Here is a 16597-nt window from a genome sequence, read left to right on the forward strand (position 1 = left end):
TGCTACCTTCGCCGTCGAGGAGAGAGGTGCCATGCAGACACAGAACGACCCATCACCCGCAGCCAGTGGCAGGGCGGTACGGATGCACTCCTTCGGCGGCCCTGAAAACCTGGACATCCGGAACGTCCTGGAACCGCAGGCCGGGCCAGGGCAGGTCCGAGTGCGGGTCACTGCGGCCGGTCTGAACCCGATGGACTGGGTCATGACCGCCGATGCAGACACCGCGGCCACGTTCGGCCTGACGCTGCCGGCCGGGTTCGGGACCGACTACGCGGGTGTGATCGACCAGATCGGCGACGGAGTGAGCGGCTTCGCGATCGGCGACCGGGTGTTCGGCGGTGCCCTGTCTCGCGCGGTTTCCGACTTCGTGGTGGTCGACTCGTCCGGTAAGTTCGCGGCGAACGAGGCCCACCACACGCCTGACGGTGTCGACGACCGCACCGCCGCCACCCTCACGATCGCGGGCCGCACGGCATCCGCAGCCCTCGACGCGGTCTCCCCCGGTCCGGACGACACGATCCTGATCGGCGGCGCTGGCGGCGGGGTCGGCGTGTTCGCCGTCCAGCTGGCCCGCATCGCAGGAGCGCGCGTGATCGGGACGGGATCGGCGACGTCAGCCGACCATCTGCGTGACCTCGGAGCTGAGCCGGTCACTTACGGCGACGGCCTGGCTGAGCGGGTTCGAGCCCTCGCCCCTGACGGCATCACCGCCGCCATCGACCTCCACGGAACCGACACAGTAGACGTGGCGAGAGAACTCGAGGTCCCGGACAGTCGCATCTGCACCATCGCCGCGCAGGTCGAGGGAGTGGTGGCCGCCAACGGCGCGAACGCCGCCCCCGGCGCCCTGGAAGAGATCGCCCGCCTGGTCGCGGAAGGCCGGCTGAGGGTGCCCGTCGCGGCGACCTTCCCGATCGATCAGATCCAGGCCGCGGTCGGGCTACAGGCCGGCCGGCACGTGAAGGGCAAGGTCGTCATCGACCTCTGAGGCCGGCTGCGCACGCAGGCAGTACGACTGCGTCAGGGGGCAAACCATCGTGACCAGGATGGCGGCCGATCAGCCCCGGCTCCGCCCGCCCAGGATGAACGGGTTTCCCCGCGCTGCAGCGGTCAGCGCGGCAGCCGCGTGCTCATTGGACATGGCTGTGAGGAGTCCTTCCAGGGGTACCGGTCGGGGGTGATGAGAGGGCCGGAATCCGTGTCGTGCCGGCCCTCCCACTCCCTTTTGCGCGTCAGCCGGGCCAGATTCCGGTCAGATTACGGGTGGCGGTGGCTCCGGCGCGGTCGACAGCCGCCTTGACCGCGGCGAAGATCGCGCCTTGCAGCGTGGCGGCCAGCAGCACCTCAGTCCAGGAGCGCTCTTCGTCGGTGGCGTCCGGGGCGTCATCATCATGGCCGAGCACCTTCCATGTCTGCTTGAACAACGCTCCCGCAGCCATGCCGCTGACGGCGCCGAGCGCGAGCCCGACCGGTTTGTAGGCGATTTTCGATGCCTTCACCAAATTCACCCCTTCCGGTGGCGGCAGGCCAGCCACAGCACGACGGCCACGCCCGCTGCCGCCAGCAACAGGTTGCGGTTGTCCCGCGCCAGCTGCGCCCCCTGGGCCGTCTTGTGCCGCACCGGCTCGGGCGCCTTCTCCTGCCACAACTGACCGGCCTGAGCCGCCTTCGCCCGGGACTGCTCGGCGGCCTGGGCGGCCTTCTCCTTGACCGGGTCGGGCAGCCGGTCCTGCGCCTGGTGGGCCAAATCGGCGCCCTTCGCCTTCAGCTCCCCCGCCTTCAGGGCAACTTGCTCCTTCAGCTCGCCGGCTTTCGCGGCGGCCTGTTCCTTGGCCTCAGCGGCCTTCTCGTGGGCGCGTGCCCTGACATCGGTCTTCGCCGCGATCGCCTCGACCGTCTCACCGAGCTCCTCGCGAGTCTGCTCGACCTGCTCACGCAATTCCTCGGTGCTGGCGGCGGTGGGCTCGTCATGGGGCGGCTGGGTCATCGGTGCGCACTCTCCTTGATCTCGGCCACGTCGGCCTTCACGTTCTCGACCGTCTGCTCCGGCGCGGGCGGCGCGGCCTGGCCGACCTGCTTCTTTCCACTCATGGCCATCACCGCGGCGATCACACCCAGCACCGCCGTAACGATCAGCGCCGCCGCCCACACCGGCAACGGCACCGCCAGCGCCGCGATCACGGTGGCTACCAGCGCCTGCAGCATCAGGAAACCGACGACACCGGCACCGCCGAACAGGCCACCGCCCCTGCCGTAGTGCTTGCCCTTTTCCTTCATCTCCGCCTGCGCCAGCCTCAGTTCGCCGCGCACCAGCTCGGTCAGCTGCTGCGAGGCCCGCTGCACCAGCTCGCCCACCGGGTCCTGGCCGAAGCGGCCCGTGCTGTGGCCGGATCCGGCAGAGTGCGGCTGCGTGCTCGACACGGCGGTCACCTCCCGTCTCTCTCAACATCCTGCAGGCCGGGCCTGCGTCATGCGCCCGACCATCCGATGAACGCGCGAGTACCCCGAACGGGCGAGTTCAGGGCGGCTATGGCCCACTTGCGGCAACGGCCAGGAGGTGGGCCTGCGGGGTTTGACCGCGGATGCATGGGTTAGCCGCATGGTGCGGCTGACAGGTTGCGGCGGCGGCCTGTCCGGCTTGTCCCCGGTGTGCCTGACGGCTCGCCCGCCGGGCACACAGCCGGCCCGCTCGAGCAGGTTCCGAGCGGGCCGGCGCGCCTCTTGCGAGGTGGGCGCGGTCAGGTGCCGCGCCGTTCTTCGTCGTTCACGCCCTCGGCGTCGGCGGCTACCTCGCTGGGATAGTGAGCGCCGCTTTGCACCCGCTCGAGCGCCTCCATGGCGGCCGACGGCGCACACGCAGCGCCGGCGGCTGGCCACGTGGGTGCGACGGCGGCGTGAAGGCCACCGCGGCGGCGGTGTGCCCGGAGGGGAAGAAGGAGGAGCCGGGGCGGTCGTCGACCTCGTCGTGGGGAACCAGTTCTTCGTCGGCCGGGGGCGGTCGGCCAGCTGTTTGCACAGGCCGTGGCAGATGAGCTGGGCCATGACCAGGGAGGCCAGGCCGACCGCCGCTGCCTTGCGGACGCCCAACCCTCCCAGCGATGCCATTGCGGCCGCGGCGGCGGCACCACAGCTTCGTGCTCTCTGCGGCCGACGCGGCGGGATGCGGGAGGCCGCCTGTTCGGTCAGCGACCGATCAGCGTCACGCAACGTGCCAGAAGCCTCATGGTAGGCAAGTATCCCGAGGTCACCGCCCTACACCCGAGATCATCGGGGGGCGGGTCACACGTCGCCCAGGCGGCGTCGGTCCTCCTCGTCCCACTTCCGGGTGTCACGGGGCTGGGTGTACGGCTCCGCCTCGGGCGGCAGGCCGCCCGTGACGGCCCGCTGGCGTACGGTCTCCGCGTCGAATTCCAGGCCCATCAGGATGGCCAGGTTGGTGATCCACAACCAGAGGAGGAAGACGATGACGCCGGCCATGGTGCCGTAAGTCTTGTTGTACGAGGCGAAGTTCGCCACGTAGAACGCGAAGGCGGCGGACGCGAACATCCAGATCACGAGGGCCAGGAAGCTGCCCGGGGTGATCCACCGAAAGCCGTTCACCCTGGCGTTCGGACTGGCCCAGTACAGGATCGCGATCATGACGGTGACCAGGATGACCAGGACGGGCCACTTGGCGATCGACCACACCGTCAGCGCCGTGTTCCCGATCCCGAGCGCGGTACCGGCGTGACGGGCCAGGCCGCCGGTGAACGCCACGATCAGCGCACTAACCACCGCGAGCACCATCAGCACGACCGTCACGCCGATGCGCACCGGAAGGATCTTCCACACCGGGCGGCCCTCCGGCATGTCGTAGACGGCGTTCGCCGCGCGGATGAACGCCGCCACATAGCCGGAGGCCGACCACACCGCCAGCACAATGCCGACAAGCGCCATGACGGAGCCGACCCCGGCGTTGCTCTGCAGCTGCTCCACAGCCCGGGTGATGATGTCCCGGGCCGAGCCAGGAGCGAACTTCTTGATGTTGGCCAGCACCGCGCCGGTCGCCGACTTGCCGGTGATGCCCAGCAGCGACACGAGCACCAGCAGCGCCGGGAACAGCGACAGCACCCCGTAGTAGGTCAGGGCCGCTGCGCGGTCGGTCAGCTCATCGTCCTTGAACTCCCGCAGCGCACCCCTGAGCACGGCACCCCAGGCCCCTTTGGGCAGCTTCGTCGGCGCGTGCGGTGCCCGACGCTCCACCTCAGGCCCGGGCCCGACCTCCTCGGGCCCCGGCACCTCGCGTTCCCGGGCCTCATCGCTGCCGTGGTGCGCATTCCGCCCTGGCAGATGCAGCTTCGCCATAACCCCCGGGTAACCCACCAGGGCCCCGCCTAAAGAAACTCTCCACACTTCGACGGGATTGACAGAGGCGCAACGGGAGCCGGTCGGTAAACGCATCACCGCCCGTATCGCACTACTGGACCAGTCGGGCGGCAGCCTGATCGGCCGCTGCCCCGCCTGACCCCGCCCCGGCTTGGTCCCGCACGCCCGACCTGGTCACCTTCTGCGGGCGAAGGCAGCGTGGAGTTCGGCCAGGATCATCCCGGGCAAGGCGGCAGCCTGCGTGCACGTGATGATCTGCTCGGCGATCAAGGACAGCTTGGTGTTCGTGTGCTGTGAGACCTCACGCAGCACGGTGAATCCGGCACGCGGACTGATCCTCCCTATCGCCACAAGGACCCCGATGGCGTGATCGACAACCGCGTGGGAGACGACCGCCCGCTGCAGCTGCTCGTTTTCCGCCCGCAGCTGTACGACGTCCTGCGCGAGGCCGTCGACGCGGGGACGAGCGCCGGGTTGTCGGGCAGAGACCGCGGCGGAAGTTATGCGTATCACCGTAAGTGTCAGCGGAGCGGGGGACGCATGTTCGCCTGCCCCGCTTCCCCGTGCGCAACCCCGTGACCCTGGAACGTCACGGGACATTGACTGGAACGTGCTGAACTCCCCGAGCCTGACTCGGAGAACTCGAGAGGCTGGCTTCCGAACCCCGCACATGGCGGGTAGCCCGGTGGTCAGCTGTCATGTCGACATGCTCAGGCCGAGTCAAGGTGCCGCGGACCACGTCCGGCCGGACCCCGGTCGGCGGACAGCCGGCCCATGCTGTGGACCAGACGCAGATGAGCGCCCCGGGCATGGTGCGCCACCCGCGGCCGACCCCGCAGCCCCTCCTCAATGCGGTCCATTGCGTACAGCAGCAGGCCCAGCATGGGCAGCAACAACACGGCGACGGCGATCACAGCGCGCATCCCTCCGGCCGGCAACGCCTGACCGGGTTCCCACCCATACCCTGGCCAGCAGCCGTCCCGTGTGAAGGTCTGGTGACCACTCAGGGCGCGGACAGCTGCAGACGGTGGGCCTCCGTCCTCCCGGGGATCATGAAATGCGGCGGTGGAAGCATCCCATAACGGTGACCGAGCGCGGATCTCGGGCCCCCTTCGCCGCGAGCATCCGGCGAGATTCGGCAGGGTCCGACGTCCGCCTCCCTCCGCCGACTGCCCCCGCGGGTTGCGTTCATGCAGGGCCAGGGCGGGAGCCCGCGTGCGGCAGAGGGCGCCGACGGCGCACCCCGTGTGAGCACCTGGGGCACACGGTAAAGCGCGCGGGGTGGGGTACCCGACGGGGAGCGCGGTGACAGCGCCGGGCCCGGGCCTGGAACGGGGGCCGCAATGTGGTGATGGCAGACGGCGAGCTGATCGGCCTGGTCAGCGACTACGATCTGGTCGGTGCCTTCGCGAACGGAGCCGACGCCCGGCGGGGGCCCGTGGCCGAGGCGGTATCCCAGGAGCCGGTCACGGTCCACGTGGACGAAGACATCGACCGCGCCGCGCGGAGGATGCGCGCCTGGTCGGCGCGGTACGCGGCCGTGATCGCCGACGGTGAACCAGCGGGTCTCGTCCGTGCCGATGACGCTGCCGTCGAGGCGCCCTCGGCACCCTCCGGTGGCGCCGACGCCGAATCTCCACGCCAGTGCCGGACCCAGCATGTGACGGCGCCATCGCGACAACCGAAGAACGAGGACGGGAGACATCGGGAAGGAGAGTCGACCGATCATGCGTATCGCGTTTCTGACAGCGCCCGAGGGCGTCGAACAGGTGGAGCTGACCGAGCCCTGGCAGGCGTGTCTTGCGGCCGGGCACGATCCGGTGCTGGTGTCGACCGGTCCCGGCCAGGTCCAGGCCTTCCACCACCTCGACAAGGCGGACACGTTCACCGTGAACGAGGTCGTCGGTGATGTGTCCGCGGAGTCCTTCGGTGGCCTGGTGCTGCCCGGCGGGGTGGCCAATCCGGACTTCTTGCGGATGAACGAGAAGGCCATCGCGTTCGTGAAGGACTTCTTCGACCAGGGGCGTCCGGTCGCCGCGATCTGTCACGCGCCGTGGACGCTCATTGAGGCAGATGTAGTGCGGGGCCGGGAGCTGACCTCGTGGCCGAGCCTGCGCACCGACATCCGTAACGCCGGCGGCACCTGGGGGGACGAGCAGGTGAAGATCTGCGGCCACGGGCCCAACAAGCTCGTCACCAGCCGGAAGCCGGACGACCTGAAGGCGTTCTGCGCGGCCTGTCTGGACGTGTTCGAGCAGGAGGGAGCGAGCCGATGAGCGCGACCCCCGACCGCAAGGACGAACAGCTCGATGCCTTCCGCGCCCCCGACCCCGCTTCCGGGCCGCTGACCACGGACCAGGCCGTGCAGGTCGACCACACGGACGACTCGCTGGCCGCCGGCGAACGCGGGCCGACGCTGATGGAGGACTTCCACGCCCGGGAGAAACTCACCCGCTTCGACCATGAACGGATCCCGGAGCGGGTCGTCCACGCACGCGGCGCGGGCGCGTACGGATACTTCGAACCGTACGAATCCTGCGCCGAGTTCACCCGCGCGGCCTTTCTCCAGGACCCCTCCGTGCGCACGCCGGTCTTCGTACGGTTCTCGACCGTGCAGGGGCCCCGTGGCTCCGCCGACACGGTGCGCGATGTACGTGGCTTCGCCACTAAATTCTATACGACGGAGGGGAATTATGATCTCGTCGGGAACAACTTCCCAGTGTTCTTCATCCAGGACGGCATCAAGTTCCCGGACTTCGTGCACGCGGTGAAACCGGAACCGCAGAACGAGATCCCGACCGGCGCCTCGGCCCACGACACCTTCTGGGACTTCGTCTCACTCCAGCCGGAATCCCTGCACGCTGTCATGTGGCTGATGTCGGACCGGGCGATCCCGCGCAGTTATCGCATGATGCAGGGCTTCGGGGTGCACACCTTCCGCTTCGTGAACGCCGAGGGTCGTGGCACGTTCGTGAAGTTCCACTGGAAGCCGCGGCTCGGCGTGCACTCGCTGGTGTGGGACGAGGCGCAGGAGTGCCAGGGCCGTGACCCGGACTTCAACCGGCGCGACCTGTGGGAGGCTATCGCGGCCGGGGCGTACCCGGAATGGGAGCTGGGAGTCCAACTCGTGCCGGAGGAAGACGAGTTCGCCTTCGACTTCGACCTGCTGGACGCCACGAAGATCATCCCGGAGGAGCAGGTCCCGGTCCGGCCGATCGGCCGTATGGCCCTGAACCGCAACCCGGAGAACTTCTTCGCGGAGACCGAGCAGGTCGCCTTCCACACCGCCAATCTCGTGCCCGGGATCGACTTCACCAACGACCCCCTGCTCCAGGCCCGCAACTTCTCGTATCTGGACACCCAGCTGATCCGGCTGGGCGGGCCCAACTTCAGCGAGCTGCCGGTGAACCGCCCAGTGGTCCCCGTGAACAACAACCAGCGCGACGGCTATCACCAGAGCACGATCCATCGCGGCACGAGTTACTTCCCCAACTCCCTCGGCGGCGGCTGTCCGGCCCCGGCAGGCATGGACAGCACGGCCTACACGCACTACGCGGAGCGCATCGACGGCGCCAAGGTCCGCCGCCGCAGTGCGAGCTTCCAGGACCACTACAGCCAGCCGTCGCTGTTCTGGAACAGCATGGCCGGCTGGGAGAAGCAGCACATCGTGCAGGCGTTCCGGTTCGAACTCGGCAAGGTCGGGCCACAGAACGTGCGAGCCCGGACCATCGGTCAACTGTCCCAGGTGGATGCCGAGTTGGCGAGCCAGGTTGCGCGGGGCATCGGGGTGCCCGAGCCGCAGGACGGTACCGGAGCGGCGTCCAAGCAGTCCTCACCCGCCCTCAGCATCGAGGCGCTGTCTACGGAGGGGTCGATCCGCACCCGCCGGATCGCCGTACCGGCCGCCGACGGAGTGGACGACCGCCAGGTCGCCTCGATACGTGAGTCGCTGGGCCACGAGGGCGCGATCGTGGAGGTGCTGGCCGCGACAGACGGCACCGTGCTGGCAGCCGACGGCGAACCGTGCCCGGTCGACCGTGCGCTGCCCACCGTGGCCTCCGTGCTGTACGACGCCGTCGTGCTCCCCGGCCATGCCATGGACACCTCACCGCTCACCGGCGATCAGGACGTGATGCGTTTCGTACGGGACGCCTACCGCCACGGCAAGCCGGTGGCCGCGCTCGGCAACGGAGTGGACGTACTGACGGTCCTGGAGCCGGAGGGCGTCCGCCTGTCCACGCAGTCCCATCAGTTGGTGGCCGACCAGGGCGTGGTGACCGACGCCGGACCGCACCCCGCGAGTGCCGAGTTCGCACGGGCGCTCGTCGCCGCCATCGGGGCACACCGCCATTGGGGCCGGCCGCCGGCACGCTGCTGAAGCCGACGCGCCAGGTGCCCCTTCGCGCGGCGGACTGCGGGTACTCGCGAAGCGGGGTATAGGAGCGGACGTCCCCCGGTCCTTGTCGTGAGGGAGAAAACCCAGCAGGTTCGCGAGATCATGACGACGGGCATCGTCACGGTGGGCCTCATGACATCGGTGGTCGACGTCGCCCAGCTGATGCGTCGTGGGACGTCGGCGACGTGCTGGTGGTCGACGAGGGCCGGCTGCGCGGAGTGGTGATCGACCGGGACCTGGTCGTCCGGGTCATGGCCGAGGGGACACCGGGGCCAATACCCAGGGTTGACTCAACCGGCCGGGCTGAGGCTCTTCGCCGAAGACCCAGGGCGCCAGTACGACCTGCCAGCCATACGGGTCCTCCAAGAGAACGGCGCTGTGTTCCGGCCAGTAGGGGTTCGCGGCGGGAACCGGGCTGTACCCGAACTCGGCGAGCCGCCGGGTGGCGACCTCGACGGCTTCGGGGCCGCGAAGGTAGAGCACCAATTGGTTCTCCGGGTGCGGCTCGGGGATGCGGGGTGGGTCGCCGTGCTGCAGCAGTTCCATATGCCTCTTCGCCAGTGCATAATCAGCCACACGAGCGGCCTGCTGTCCCCCCGTCGGCGGGCCGCTTCGGCCATGTCCCAGGACACCCGCATCCGCCGTCACCGCTATCCCCCGGATACCGGGAGCGCCGAGTGGACCTCGAACGAACCGCTGCTGCCACGGTCGCCTGCGAGACCACCACAGGCGGCAGGCCGAACAATCGTCCCCGCCGCGAGATCGTCGACGCCCTTCACATGTCACGTCGGCACCGGCTGTAACCGGCCGCTGCCTGCGGACTTCACGCCGTGCGGTGAAGCGAGCCCAGGCAGGCGCAAGACTCTGGGACTCGATCGTCTGCCATGGCAGGCCCAGAGCCCCCCGCCTTCTCGCGGCCCCTGATCCCGAGGCCGGTACACGGTCAGGGGCCGCTGACACGCGTGCGCCGTGTCGCAGCCTTCAACGCCACCACGACGGGCAGGACACGCCAGAGTCAACAGCGGGGGCCTCCCGCAGGAGGCCCCCGCCACCGAGTCAGGCGGTGGCGAAGTCAGGGGCGATACGCGCCGCTGCGGCCGCCGCGTGGCGCTTGACCTGCTTGTCGTCCAGGTAATCCAGGCCGAGGTCGGTCATGAGCCGGTCGGCCTGCTGGCGCGCCAGCGCCTCCAGGGTGTTGGTCAGGTTCTGGCTATCGATCGGCTGCCCGGACTCCTTCAGCTTCCGGGTGGCTTCCCAGGCTGCCGCGTGGCCGGCCTGCTCCTCGGTGACGTTGCGGTCCAGGACGGTGCCGCCGTAGATGACGGTGTGGGCGTCCTTGTACTGCCTGATGCTGTGCTGGGGCACGGTTTCTCCTCGTATAGGGCCCGGCCGATCTCTTGCCTGCCGGCCGGACACCACCCCAGACAAACCCGAATCGACCGGCCCACGCCCGGCGAAGACCTCCGAACGAGTGGCCTCCGGAGTCGGCACGCACCGTGGGTAGGCGATTCTACTGACCGACCTGCCGCCGAAGGGATGACGAGTTCCCTCGCGGCGGGGGCCGCCGGGCACGGTTCGACGTTGATCCGGGCATGGGCAATGCGAACGACCGGGCAACCGTGGCGGGCTTCTCTGAGCGGACTGAGCTGCGTCGTCCCGTGCACAACCGAGCGGCTCCAAATCCCTACGCCGCCGTCCGTGCGGTGCGGACTGGCAGACGCCGAAGCTTCGATCTGGGACTACGTGATCAGGAGGTCGACCGTCCCGGCGACCCCTCACCGATCGCTCTCTGTAACGGAATTACGCCAATTCAGTGACAAGCGCTAGGGGCGAGACAGCCACGGCTGGCGGGAGATCGCGTGGCGCGACCTGCGACTTCGTCGAAGGCGACAGACGTTTCAACGGCTCCCGCCCGACATGCCGCTCCGCCGCTCTCGGGCCAGCCTGAATTCGCGAGCCGCCCGAATGGCCGACTCGCTCCCAGGGAGCAACTCCGACGAATCCAGGAGACCCACAATGAGCATCACCCGAAGGCGCCACGCCCGTGCGCTCGCCGCCGGTGCCATGTCCGCCGCCCTGCTGTCGACCGGTACGGCCGGAGCCGTCGCCGCGACCGGGACGCCGAGCCCCAAGCCCTCCGCGACCCGTACCGGCATGCCGAGCACGAAGCCGACGCGGACGCCGACAGCGATGGGCTCGATCACCGTCGCTGCCAACCGCAAGGCCGTCAAGGTGGGCAACACCGTGGTGTTCACGGGCCGGGTCAGGGGCATCAAGGCCGGTTCCACACTGGTGCTCCAGCACATGCACAACGGCAAGTGGACCACGCTGAAGACCACGGCGGTCGTCAACAAGAACGGCACCTACACGATCAAGCGGACGTTCACCAACAAGGGCACCGAGCGGGTGCGGGTGGCGACCAAGTCCGGCACGTTCCACTCCTCGCCGGTCACCGTGCAGGTCAGCTGACGGTGAACTGAAGCGGTTCTGCAGCCGATCGCAGCGCTTTCGGACCCGCAGCGGGGCTGGACAGGGTCTGTTCCTGTCCAGCCCCGCTGCGGCGTCAGCCGAAGTGAGCTGTCCTGCGGCGACCCAGGAGCGGAGCCGGTTGGCGGCGGCGCAGAAGGGCAACGCACGCAGAAGCGCGGAGCGCCTACCGGCGCTTTCGGTGCTGCTGTTCCGCGGGCGTTGACGCCGCCACTGAGGTCTGGGACCTCCTGTTCTGCTGGGGGAGGATCGGGGCTGCGATGGTGGAGCGTCGGTGGTCGGCTTCGGCGCGGCGGTTGGGTGCTGGGTTTCGGCCGGTGTGCTGGATACGGGTGATCAGCACACGGGCAGGTTGCCGAGCGGTGTCCAGCTCGCGCTGTGCAGCGGCCTCCTCGAGGAGCCGGTGGGGTAGGTGGCCGCGGGCTTCGGCGTCGGCGAGGACGGCGGCGAGCGCGGGCCAGGCCGGATCGGCGAGGATCTGATCGGCGTGGTCGGGGACTGCTGCTCGCACATCACTGGCCAGAAGGTGGCGGGCTTCCTCCCTGGGCGGTCGAGCGGCGAGTTCGGTGAGTGTCGGGGCAAGGGCGTGATCGGCGGCCGACTGGAGGTGCTGGACGGCTTGACGGGCGGCGTCGGCCTGGTGGGCCTGGTTCTTCGTGCCAGCGCCGGGCGACGACGGCAGCCCAGACAAGGGCAGCGAGCAGAGTGGCGAGCGCGCTGCCGTCGGGGCCGGTGGCGGTGTGGACGGTGTCACGGGCCGCGCTGCGCAGCGCCTGGGCGGCTCGGTCTTCGGTCCGGATCTGGGAGCGCTGGGCTCGGGCGAACACCTTGGATGCGGCTTGGAGTTCGGCACGCAGGTTGCCAGTGGCCTTCTGGGCGGTGGCTTCGAGCAGTTCGCCAAGGGCAGCGACGTGGGCCTGGACGTGTGTTTCGTCGGCGAGGTCGGTGTGGAGGATGTCGAGCGTGTCGGTGGCTTTATGCCAGCGGGTGCTGGGGCGGTCGCGGCGGGCGGCGGGGTGCTCTTCGGACCTGCCGGATTCAAGGCGAGCCCTGATCTTGGGCAGGGAGAGATCGGCGATCTTGCCTCCCGGGGGGAAGATCTGCTCATCGTCCTCGTTGAGGTCGCCGGGGCGGCCGACGGCGTAACCGAGGAGATCTCCTGAAGGGCCGCGCCGGACCTTGACCTCGATGCCGGCGGGCGCGATACCGGCCGCTCCCACCGGACTGCCTTCCTTCTCCCCATGCGCCACCGATTCCCGGCCGTGTCCAGGACACAAGAGTAGACAGCCGCCGTCGGCTCGGTCCGAGTGAGCCGAGGCCGCCCATTGCCCGGGCGGCCCCTGCGCCTCCTGCTCGGCGCCGCCTCACTCGCCCAGCACACCGCCCACGGCACCGTCCCGACCGCCGTGCGCGGCAACTTCGAGGGCACCGAGACCCGGATCGGGATCCCCGGCAGCACCCTGTTCGGCGTCTCCGCCACCGCCGACGGCGCGAACGGCGCCACCTACGGCAGCTTCTCCGGCATCGGCGGCGGCGTCCTGCTGCTGGCCATGATGCTAGGTGTCCCCGGGCTTGTGGTCCATCAGGCGAGAGATGCCCTCCGAGTGCACCGAGGCCGAAGGGTGCATGACATCCACGGTCCCTGGCCTCCGAGGGGGAAGAGCCAGGGGCCGTCTGCCATGACAGCACGTCACCGGACCACGAATCCAGCAGCCCCAGCCCAACGCCGGAGTGCACATGGGACCGCTGAACCCTCCGATAGACGCATGTCACCTGCCTCAACTCGTACGTCCGGCTGTGGTTACGGAGTCGTCAACCTCCCCGCCCCGCCCGCGCGTCGACGGACGCGTATAGACCTCGCCTCCTGGCACAATGCCCTGGTGCAACCGCTGCCGGTTCCCTGCCCCGCCCACCTCATCCCGGACGTCACCGGCACCGACGCCTTCCACGACGTCTACCGGAACGCCATGGCGCACAACGCCGTATTCGTCGCTATCGAATCCGAGAAACGTCAGCGGTGGACCGTGAAGGCGGACACGCTCACCGTCGGCTCCGGCCACGCTGTCACCGACGCCGTCAACGAAGCGATCCGGACCACGATCACCCGTCTGATCCAGAGCCACGAAGTCGATCTGGACGCCTACACGGGACCGATCTATTTCATGATGCACGGCGTGGGAAGCGAAGAACGGGCCCGCGAACTCGCCGCCGCACTCCACGCCGCCCTGTACGGAGACCTGGAACCCCTGACCCGCGCCGTCCCTCCCGCCTCCTGACCGCACGCAGCTACCCAGCACCACGCCGTCGAACAGGAGACGACGCAGGGCCGATCCGGGGCGGGCGCCGAAGCCGGCAGCGTGCCGGTCCTAACGCGGCGGCCGCCCTAAGGTGCCCCGATCGCGAGCTTCCGTGCCGTCCTCATCCCCGAAGTGAGCCCAGCACCGCGTCTGTCGGCAAGATCTTCCAGAACCCGTGCGACGACGGGAGAACAGTGCGGCGGATTCGGCATCGACTGGGCCCAACGGGCCATGACGCTTCCCGTACGGCCTATGGCCGCACTATGAGTCGACGCGGATGGTGGAGAAACTGGCATCGGACCCGTATAGATCGATGGAGGGCCTTCCACCATGACTGAGCCGGTTGGCGGCCGCGCCACCCTCCGGGCGGACGACTCTCCGACCGGGTCCGGGGCGTTGCCCGCTGCGATGGGGGCCGGTTCGGTCCGCACCCTGGGAGGACTTCAGCGGACTGGTTCAGTGCCTGGCACTCGTCCCACTCAGTGGTTACTTTCAGTGAGAGGTCTCCGGTGCTCTCCTTGGTTGGACAGTAGTAGCGCGCACTGTGGCGATCCGGCCGCTTACCGCACTCGCTTGGCTGCGCAGCGGCACGAGGGAGGCCGTGATGCGGAATCTGTCTTACCCGCAGTACGGCAGTCACACGGTGGCTTTTCTGTCGCCGATCTGGACCAGACTTCCGGCCGCCGATCGTGTTGGCGTGGCCGCGGCCGTGCTTGCCGTAGCCTTTCTCGCCCTGGTCGTCGGGGTAAGGGTGCGCCAGGCCCTCGACCGGCCACCGAAGCGGCGTACAGAAGCGCAGGACGTCGTGCGGATGGACGCGTCGTGGTTTACCGCGCGCTCCTTGGACGGGCTATCCCGCGGAGGCGGTCCGCACGACTCTGAAGGGGCCGGACGCACCACCTCTTCCGGCACTGGATCTGCCGCCCATGCGGTACGCGTGTAACCGTTCGCCCCCAGGCCCCGGTCGCTGTCCCCCTGCCGGCCGGGAACTCAGGGGCCGAGCACGACCGCCGGTACCTCGCGCTCCACCACGGCGAGCGCCTTGGCGTGGCTCCCCACGGCGTCGTAGTCGAAGGTAAGGGTCACCTCCCGGACCTGGTCGGCCAGCGGCTGGAGCAGCTCCCACTGCCGTATCCGCCGGGCGGGGCAGTTCGGCAGGGGTGCCTCGGTGTCCGTGCTGCGCAGGGTGGTGACGGGGGCGTTGACGTTGTTGTCGGCGACGTTGGCCAGCGCAACCTACAGGTCGTTCAGCTGGGTGCCGTCGGGAGGTGACCCGGTGGCCTCAGGACCAAGTGCCGCTGTACCGATATCCCGAGGCCGAACCCCCACACACTGGGCCTATGCCGGTCCTGCTGGAGGGGCCGGCGGATGCACAGGACCGCCACCAGGGAGAGCAGGAAGCTCAGCGCGTTGTCGGCGAAGGGCAGCGCCCGGCCGATCCCGAACAGCAGGCCGCCCAGCGGCGGTCCGGCCAGCGACACACCATAGGTGCGCGCCTCGTTGCGGGCGACGGCGGTGGTGAGCCGGTCGAGCGATACGAGGTTGCGGACCGCGGCGTGCTCTGCGGTGCTGAACACGGCCGTGGCGGCGGCGCCGGAGACGACCACTGCGAGGATCACCGGCAGCGACGCCGCGCCCGCCACGACGGCCCAGCCGAGCAGGGCCTACCCGGCGAGCCTGAGCACGTCGCACAGAACCATCACTCGGCGCCGGTCGAACCGGTCCACGAGGACCCCGGCCGGCAACCGGCACACCATGGTGGTGACGAGCCCGGCCTGCGCGGCGGACCCCCAGGTCGGACAGGCACTGCCCGGTCCCCAGCAGGTTGAAGTCGCGGTTGCGCGACAGGTCGAGTGAGCCGTCAGCGGTCGGCCCGGCCACGTCCTCGGTGAGCGGCGGCCAGCTCACACCGGGTTCTTGGCGCTCGCCGGGCTGCCGCCGGGCGGCTCGGAGCCGGGCACCGGGCCGGCGGAGGGCTCGGGGCGGGCTGGGGCCGGGGCGGGCACGGTAGCGGCCGGAGCCGCATCCGCCGCTCCGGCGGCCAACGGAGCACGGTCCGCCGCTACGGCCCGGGAGGGCGCCCGGTCCGCTGGCCCGGTGCCCGACCCGGCGTCGGCGGGCAGGGTGGGTACGACCAGCATCTTCGTCACGGAGCCGTCCTCGTCGACGACGTCCCGGACGTGCCGGAAGCCCAGTCGGCGGCACATGGCGAGGCTGGCGGTGTTGTCGGCGCCGACCATGCCGTACGCCTCGGTGAGCCCGAGGTCGTCGGCGGCGTGCCGGAGCAGGCCGCGCACCACCTCGGCCCCCAGTCCGCGGCCCCAGTGGGCGGGGGCGAGCGCGGTGACGAGTTCGTGGCCGTCGACGTTGCCGGTCGGCTTGATCTCGGCGTGGCCGACGTAGGTGTCCGCCAGCCACAGGCCCCACACGTCGAAGCGGCGCTGGGGGTAGACGTCGGTGAGGATGGCGCGGAACAGGGTGCGCAGGTCCACTTCGGGCACCAGATCCTGGCCCATCCAGCGGCACACCTCCTCGTTGCGCAGGAGGGCGACGAAGTGGTCCTCGTCCTCGGCTCTGTAGGGGAGAAACTCCAGGCGTTCGGTGTGGAGTACGGGGATCATGGCGGGCTCCTCGGGATGGTGCGGCACGGTGCTGGGTGGCCGAGGGCGGTGGGGCGCCCGGAGGTGGTGCGGTCGGGGGGCGACGGTGCCGGGCCGGCGGCGGGCCGGCCCGGCGTGCCGTGGTGCGGGCCGGTCAGGCGCCGGCGTTCTCCATGCGCTCGCGCAGGCTCTTGGGCCGCATGTCGGTCCAGACCTCGTCTACGTAGGCGGAGCACTCGGCCTCGGTGCCCTCCTTGCCGACGGGCTGCCAGCCGGCGGGCACCTCGATGTCGGCGGGCCACAGGGAGTACTGCTCCTCGTCGTTGCGCAGCACCTGGTAACGGGTGTTCTCGTCCATGTCGGGCTCCTTCGTCCTGTGGGTGTCGTCAGTACGGGCGTCGTCGTGCAGGTGTCGTCGGGTGGAGGTCGTCCTGTCGCGGAGGGGCGCGGGA

17 protein-coding genes and 3 pseudogenes are annotated in these 16597 nt (G+C 69.7%); 8 read left to right on the forward strand and 12 right to left on the reverse strand.

Annotated elements, in window-relative coordinates:
* Positions 1-31: 31 nt before the first annotated feature.
* Positions 32-988, forward strand: a complete 957-nt coding sequence (locus A6P39_RS02900) for an NADP-dependent oxidoreductase (RefSeq protein WP_067045026.1) — start codon at positions 32-34, stop codon at positions 986-988.
* Positions 989-1232: 244 nt separating this feature from the next.
* On the opposite strand, the gene A6P39_RS02905 is transcribed toward A6P39_RS02900, so the two are convergent.
* The 6 genes from A6P39_RS02905 to A6P39_RS02930 all read right to left on the reverse strand — a co-directional run bounded on the left by A6P39_RS02905 (position 1233) and on the right by A6P39_RS02930 (position 5288).
* On the reverse strand, positions 1233-1499 hold the full coding sequence (locus A6P39_RS02905; RefSeq protein WP_067045067.1) for a DUF4235 domain-containing protein: 267 nt from the start codon (positions 1497-1499) through the stop codon (positions 1233-1235).
* A gap of 5 nt (positions 1500-1504) precedes the next feature.
* Positions 1505-1987: a DUF3618 domain-containing protein gene (locus A6P39_RS02910; RefSeq protein ID WP_067045029.1), complete on the reverse strand. Its 483-nt coding sequence runs from the start codon at positions 1985-1987 to the stop codon at positions 1505-1507.
* A complete protein-coding gene (locus tag A6P39_RS02915; protein WP_067045064.1) occupies positions 1984-2355 on the reverse strand; it encodes a phage holin family protein in 372 nt (123 codons plus the stop codon). Before A6P39_RS02915 ends, A6P39_RS02910 begins: the two co-directional genes overlap by 4 nt.
* 924 nt (positions 2356-3279) lie before the next feature.
* Positions 3280-4344 (reverse strand): YihY/virulence factor BrkB family protein, encoded by a 1065-nt coding sequence (locus A6P39_RS02920; protein WP_067045032.1) that lies wholly within the window; start codon positions 4342-4344, stop codon positions 3280-3282.
* 195 nt (positions 4345-4539) lie between these two features.
* The gene (locus tag A6P39_RS02925) at positions 4540-4878 is read right to left on the reverse strand and encodes an ANTAR domain-containing protein (RefSeq protein ID WP_331454083.1); all 339 of its coding nucleotides are present in this window, start codon (positions 4876-4878) and stop codon (positions 4540-4542) included.
* 197 nt (positions 4879-5075) lie between these two features.
* Positions 5076-5288, reverse strand: coding sequence for a hypothetical protein (locus tag A6P39_RS02930; RefSeq protein ID WP_067045035.1), 213 nt, complete (start codon positions 5286-5288; stop codon positions 5076-5078).
* Positions 5289-5716: 428 nt separating this feature from the next.
* Between A6P39_RS02930 and A6P39_RS45335 the strand changes: the two are divergent.
* The 4 genes and pseudogenes from A6P39_RS45335 to A6P39_RS02945 form a co-directional block, all read left to right on the forward strand.
* A pseudogene (locus A6P39_RS45335) lies at positions 5717-5938 on the forward strand (CBS domain-containing protein); the annotation flags it as partial.
* 154 nt (positions 5939-6092) lie between these two features.
* A complete protein-coding gene (locus A6P39_RS02935; protein ID WP_067045038.1) occupies positions 6093-6641 on the forward strand; it encodes a type 1 glutamine amidotransferase domain-containing protein in 549 nt (182 codons plus the stop codon).
* Entirely contained in the window at positions 6638-8743 is a 2106-nt protein-coding gene (locus tag A6P39_RS02940) for a catalase (protein WP_067045041.1), read from the forward strand. The genes A6P39_RS02935 and A6P39_RS02940 overlap by 4 nt, the downstream gene beginning before the upstream one ends.
* 87 nt (positions 8744-8830) lie before the next feature.
* Positions 8831-8986: a hypothetical protein gene (locus A6P39_RS02945; protein ID WP_159396020.1), complete on the forward strand. Its 156-nt coding sequence runs from the start codon at positions 8831-8833 to the stop codon at positions 8984-8986.
* Positions 8987-9010: 24 nt separating this feature from the next.
* Here A6P39_RS02945 and A6P39_RS02950 read toward each other — a convergent pair whose 3' ends face one another.
* Positions 9011-9307 carry a hypothetical protein gene (locus tag A6P39_RS02950; RefSeq protein WP_234378860.1) on the reverse strand — a complete coding sequence of 99 codons (297 nt, stop codon included), beginning with the start codon at positions 9305-9307 and terminating at the stop codon, positions 9011-9013.
* Positions 9308-9817: 510 nt separating this feature from the next.
* Positions 9818-10126: a DUF3759 domain-containing protein gene (locus A6P39_RS02955; protein WP_067045044.1), complete on the reverse strand. Its 309-nt coding sequence runs from the start codon at positions 10124-10126 to the stop codon at positions 9818-9820.
* Positions 10127-10777: 651 nt separating this feature from the next.
* On the opposite strand from A6P39_RS02955, the gene A6P39_RS02960 reads away from it, so the two are divergent.
* A complete protein-coding gene (locus tag A6P39_RS02960) occupies positions 10778-11230 on the forward strand; it encodes a hypothetical protein (RefSeq protein WP_067045047.1) in 453 nt (150 codons plus the stop codon).
* Positions 11231-11414: 184 nt separating this feature from the next.
* Here A6P39_RS02960 and A6P39_RS02965 read toward each other — a convergent pair.
* Positions 11415-12441 (reverse strand): annotated as a pseudogene (locus A6P39_RS02965) (mobilization protein); the annotation flags it as partial.
* Between the two features lie 114 nt (positions 12442-12555).
* On the opposite strand from A6P39_RS02965, the pseudogene A6P39_RS45340 reads away from it, so the two are divergent.
* A pseudogene (locus tag A6P39_RS45340) lies at positions 12556-12798 on the forward strand (potassium-transporting ATPase subunit KdpA); the annotation flags it as partial.
* A gap of 330 nt (positions 12799-13128) precedes the next feature.
* Positions 13129-13524, forward strand: coding sequence for a hypothetical protein (locus A6P39_RS02970; protein WP_067045053.1), 396 nt, complete (start codon positions 13129-13131; stop codon positions 13522-13524).
* Positions 13525-14792: 1268 nt separating this feature from the next.
* Here the strand turns inward: A6P39_RS02970 and A6P39_RS02975 are convergent.
* The 3 genes from A6P39_RS02975 to A6P39_RS02985 all read right to left on the reverse strand — a co-directional run bounded on the left by A6P39_RS02975 (position 14793) and on the right by A6P39_RS02985 (position 16503).
* Positions 14793-15188 carry an MFS transporter gene (locus tag A6P39_RS02975; RefSeq protein ID WP_067045056.1) on the reverse strand — a complete coding sequence of 132 codons (396 nt, stop codon included), beginning with the start codon at positions 15186-15188 and terminating at the stop codon, positions 14793-14795.
* A gap of 261 nt (positions 15189-15449) precedes the next feature.
* Positions 15450-16166: a GNAT family N-acetyltransferase gene (locus A6P39_RS02980; protein WP_234378861.1), complete on the reverse strand. Its 717-nt coding sequence runs from the start codon at positions 16164-16166 to the stop codon at positions 15450-15452.
* 133 nt (positions 16167-16299) lie between these two features.
* Positions 16300-16503, reverse strand: a complete 204-nt coding sequence (locus A6P39_RS02985) for an MbtH family protein (protein ID WP_067045059.1) — start codon at positions 16501-16503, stop codon at positions 16300-16302.
* Positions 16504-16597: the final 94 nt, after the last annotated feature.

The sequence above is a fragment of the Streptomyces sp. FXJ1.172 genome (assembly GCF_001636945.3).
Taxonomy (GTDB): Bacteria; Actinomycetota; Actinomycetes; order Streptomycetales; family Streptomycetaceae; genus Streptomyces.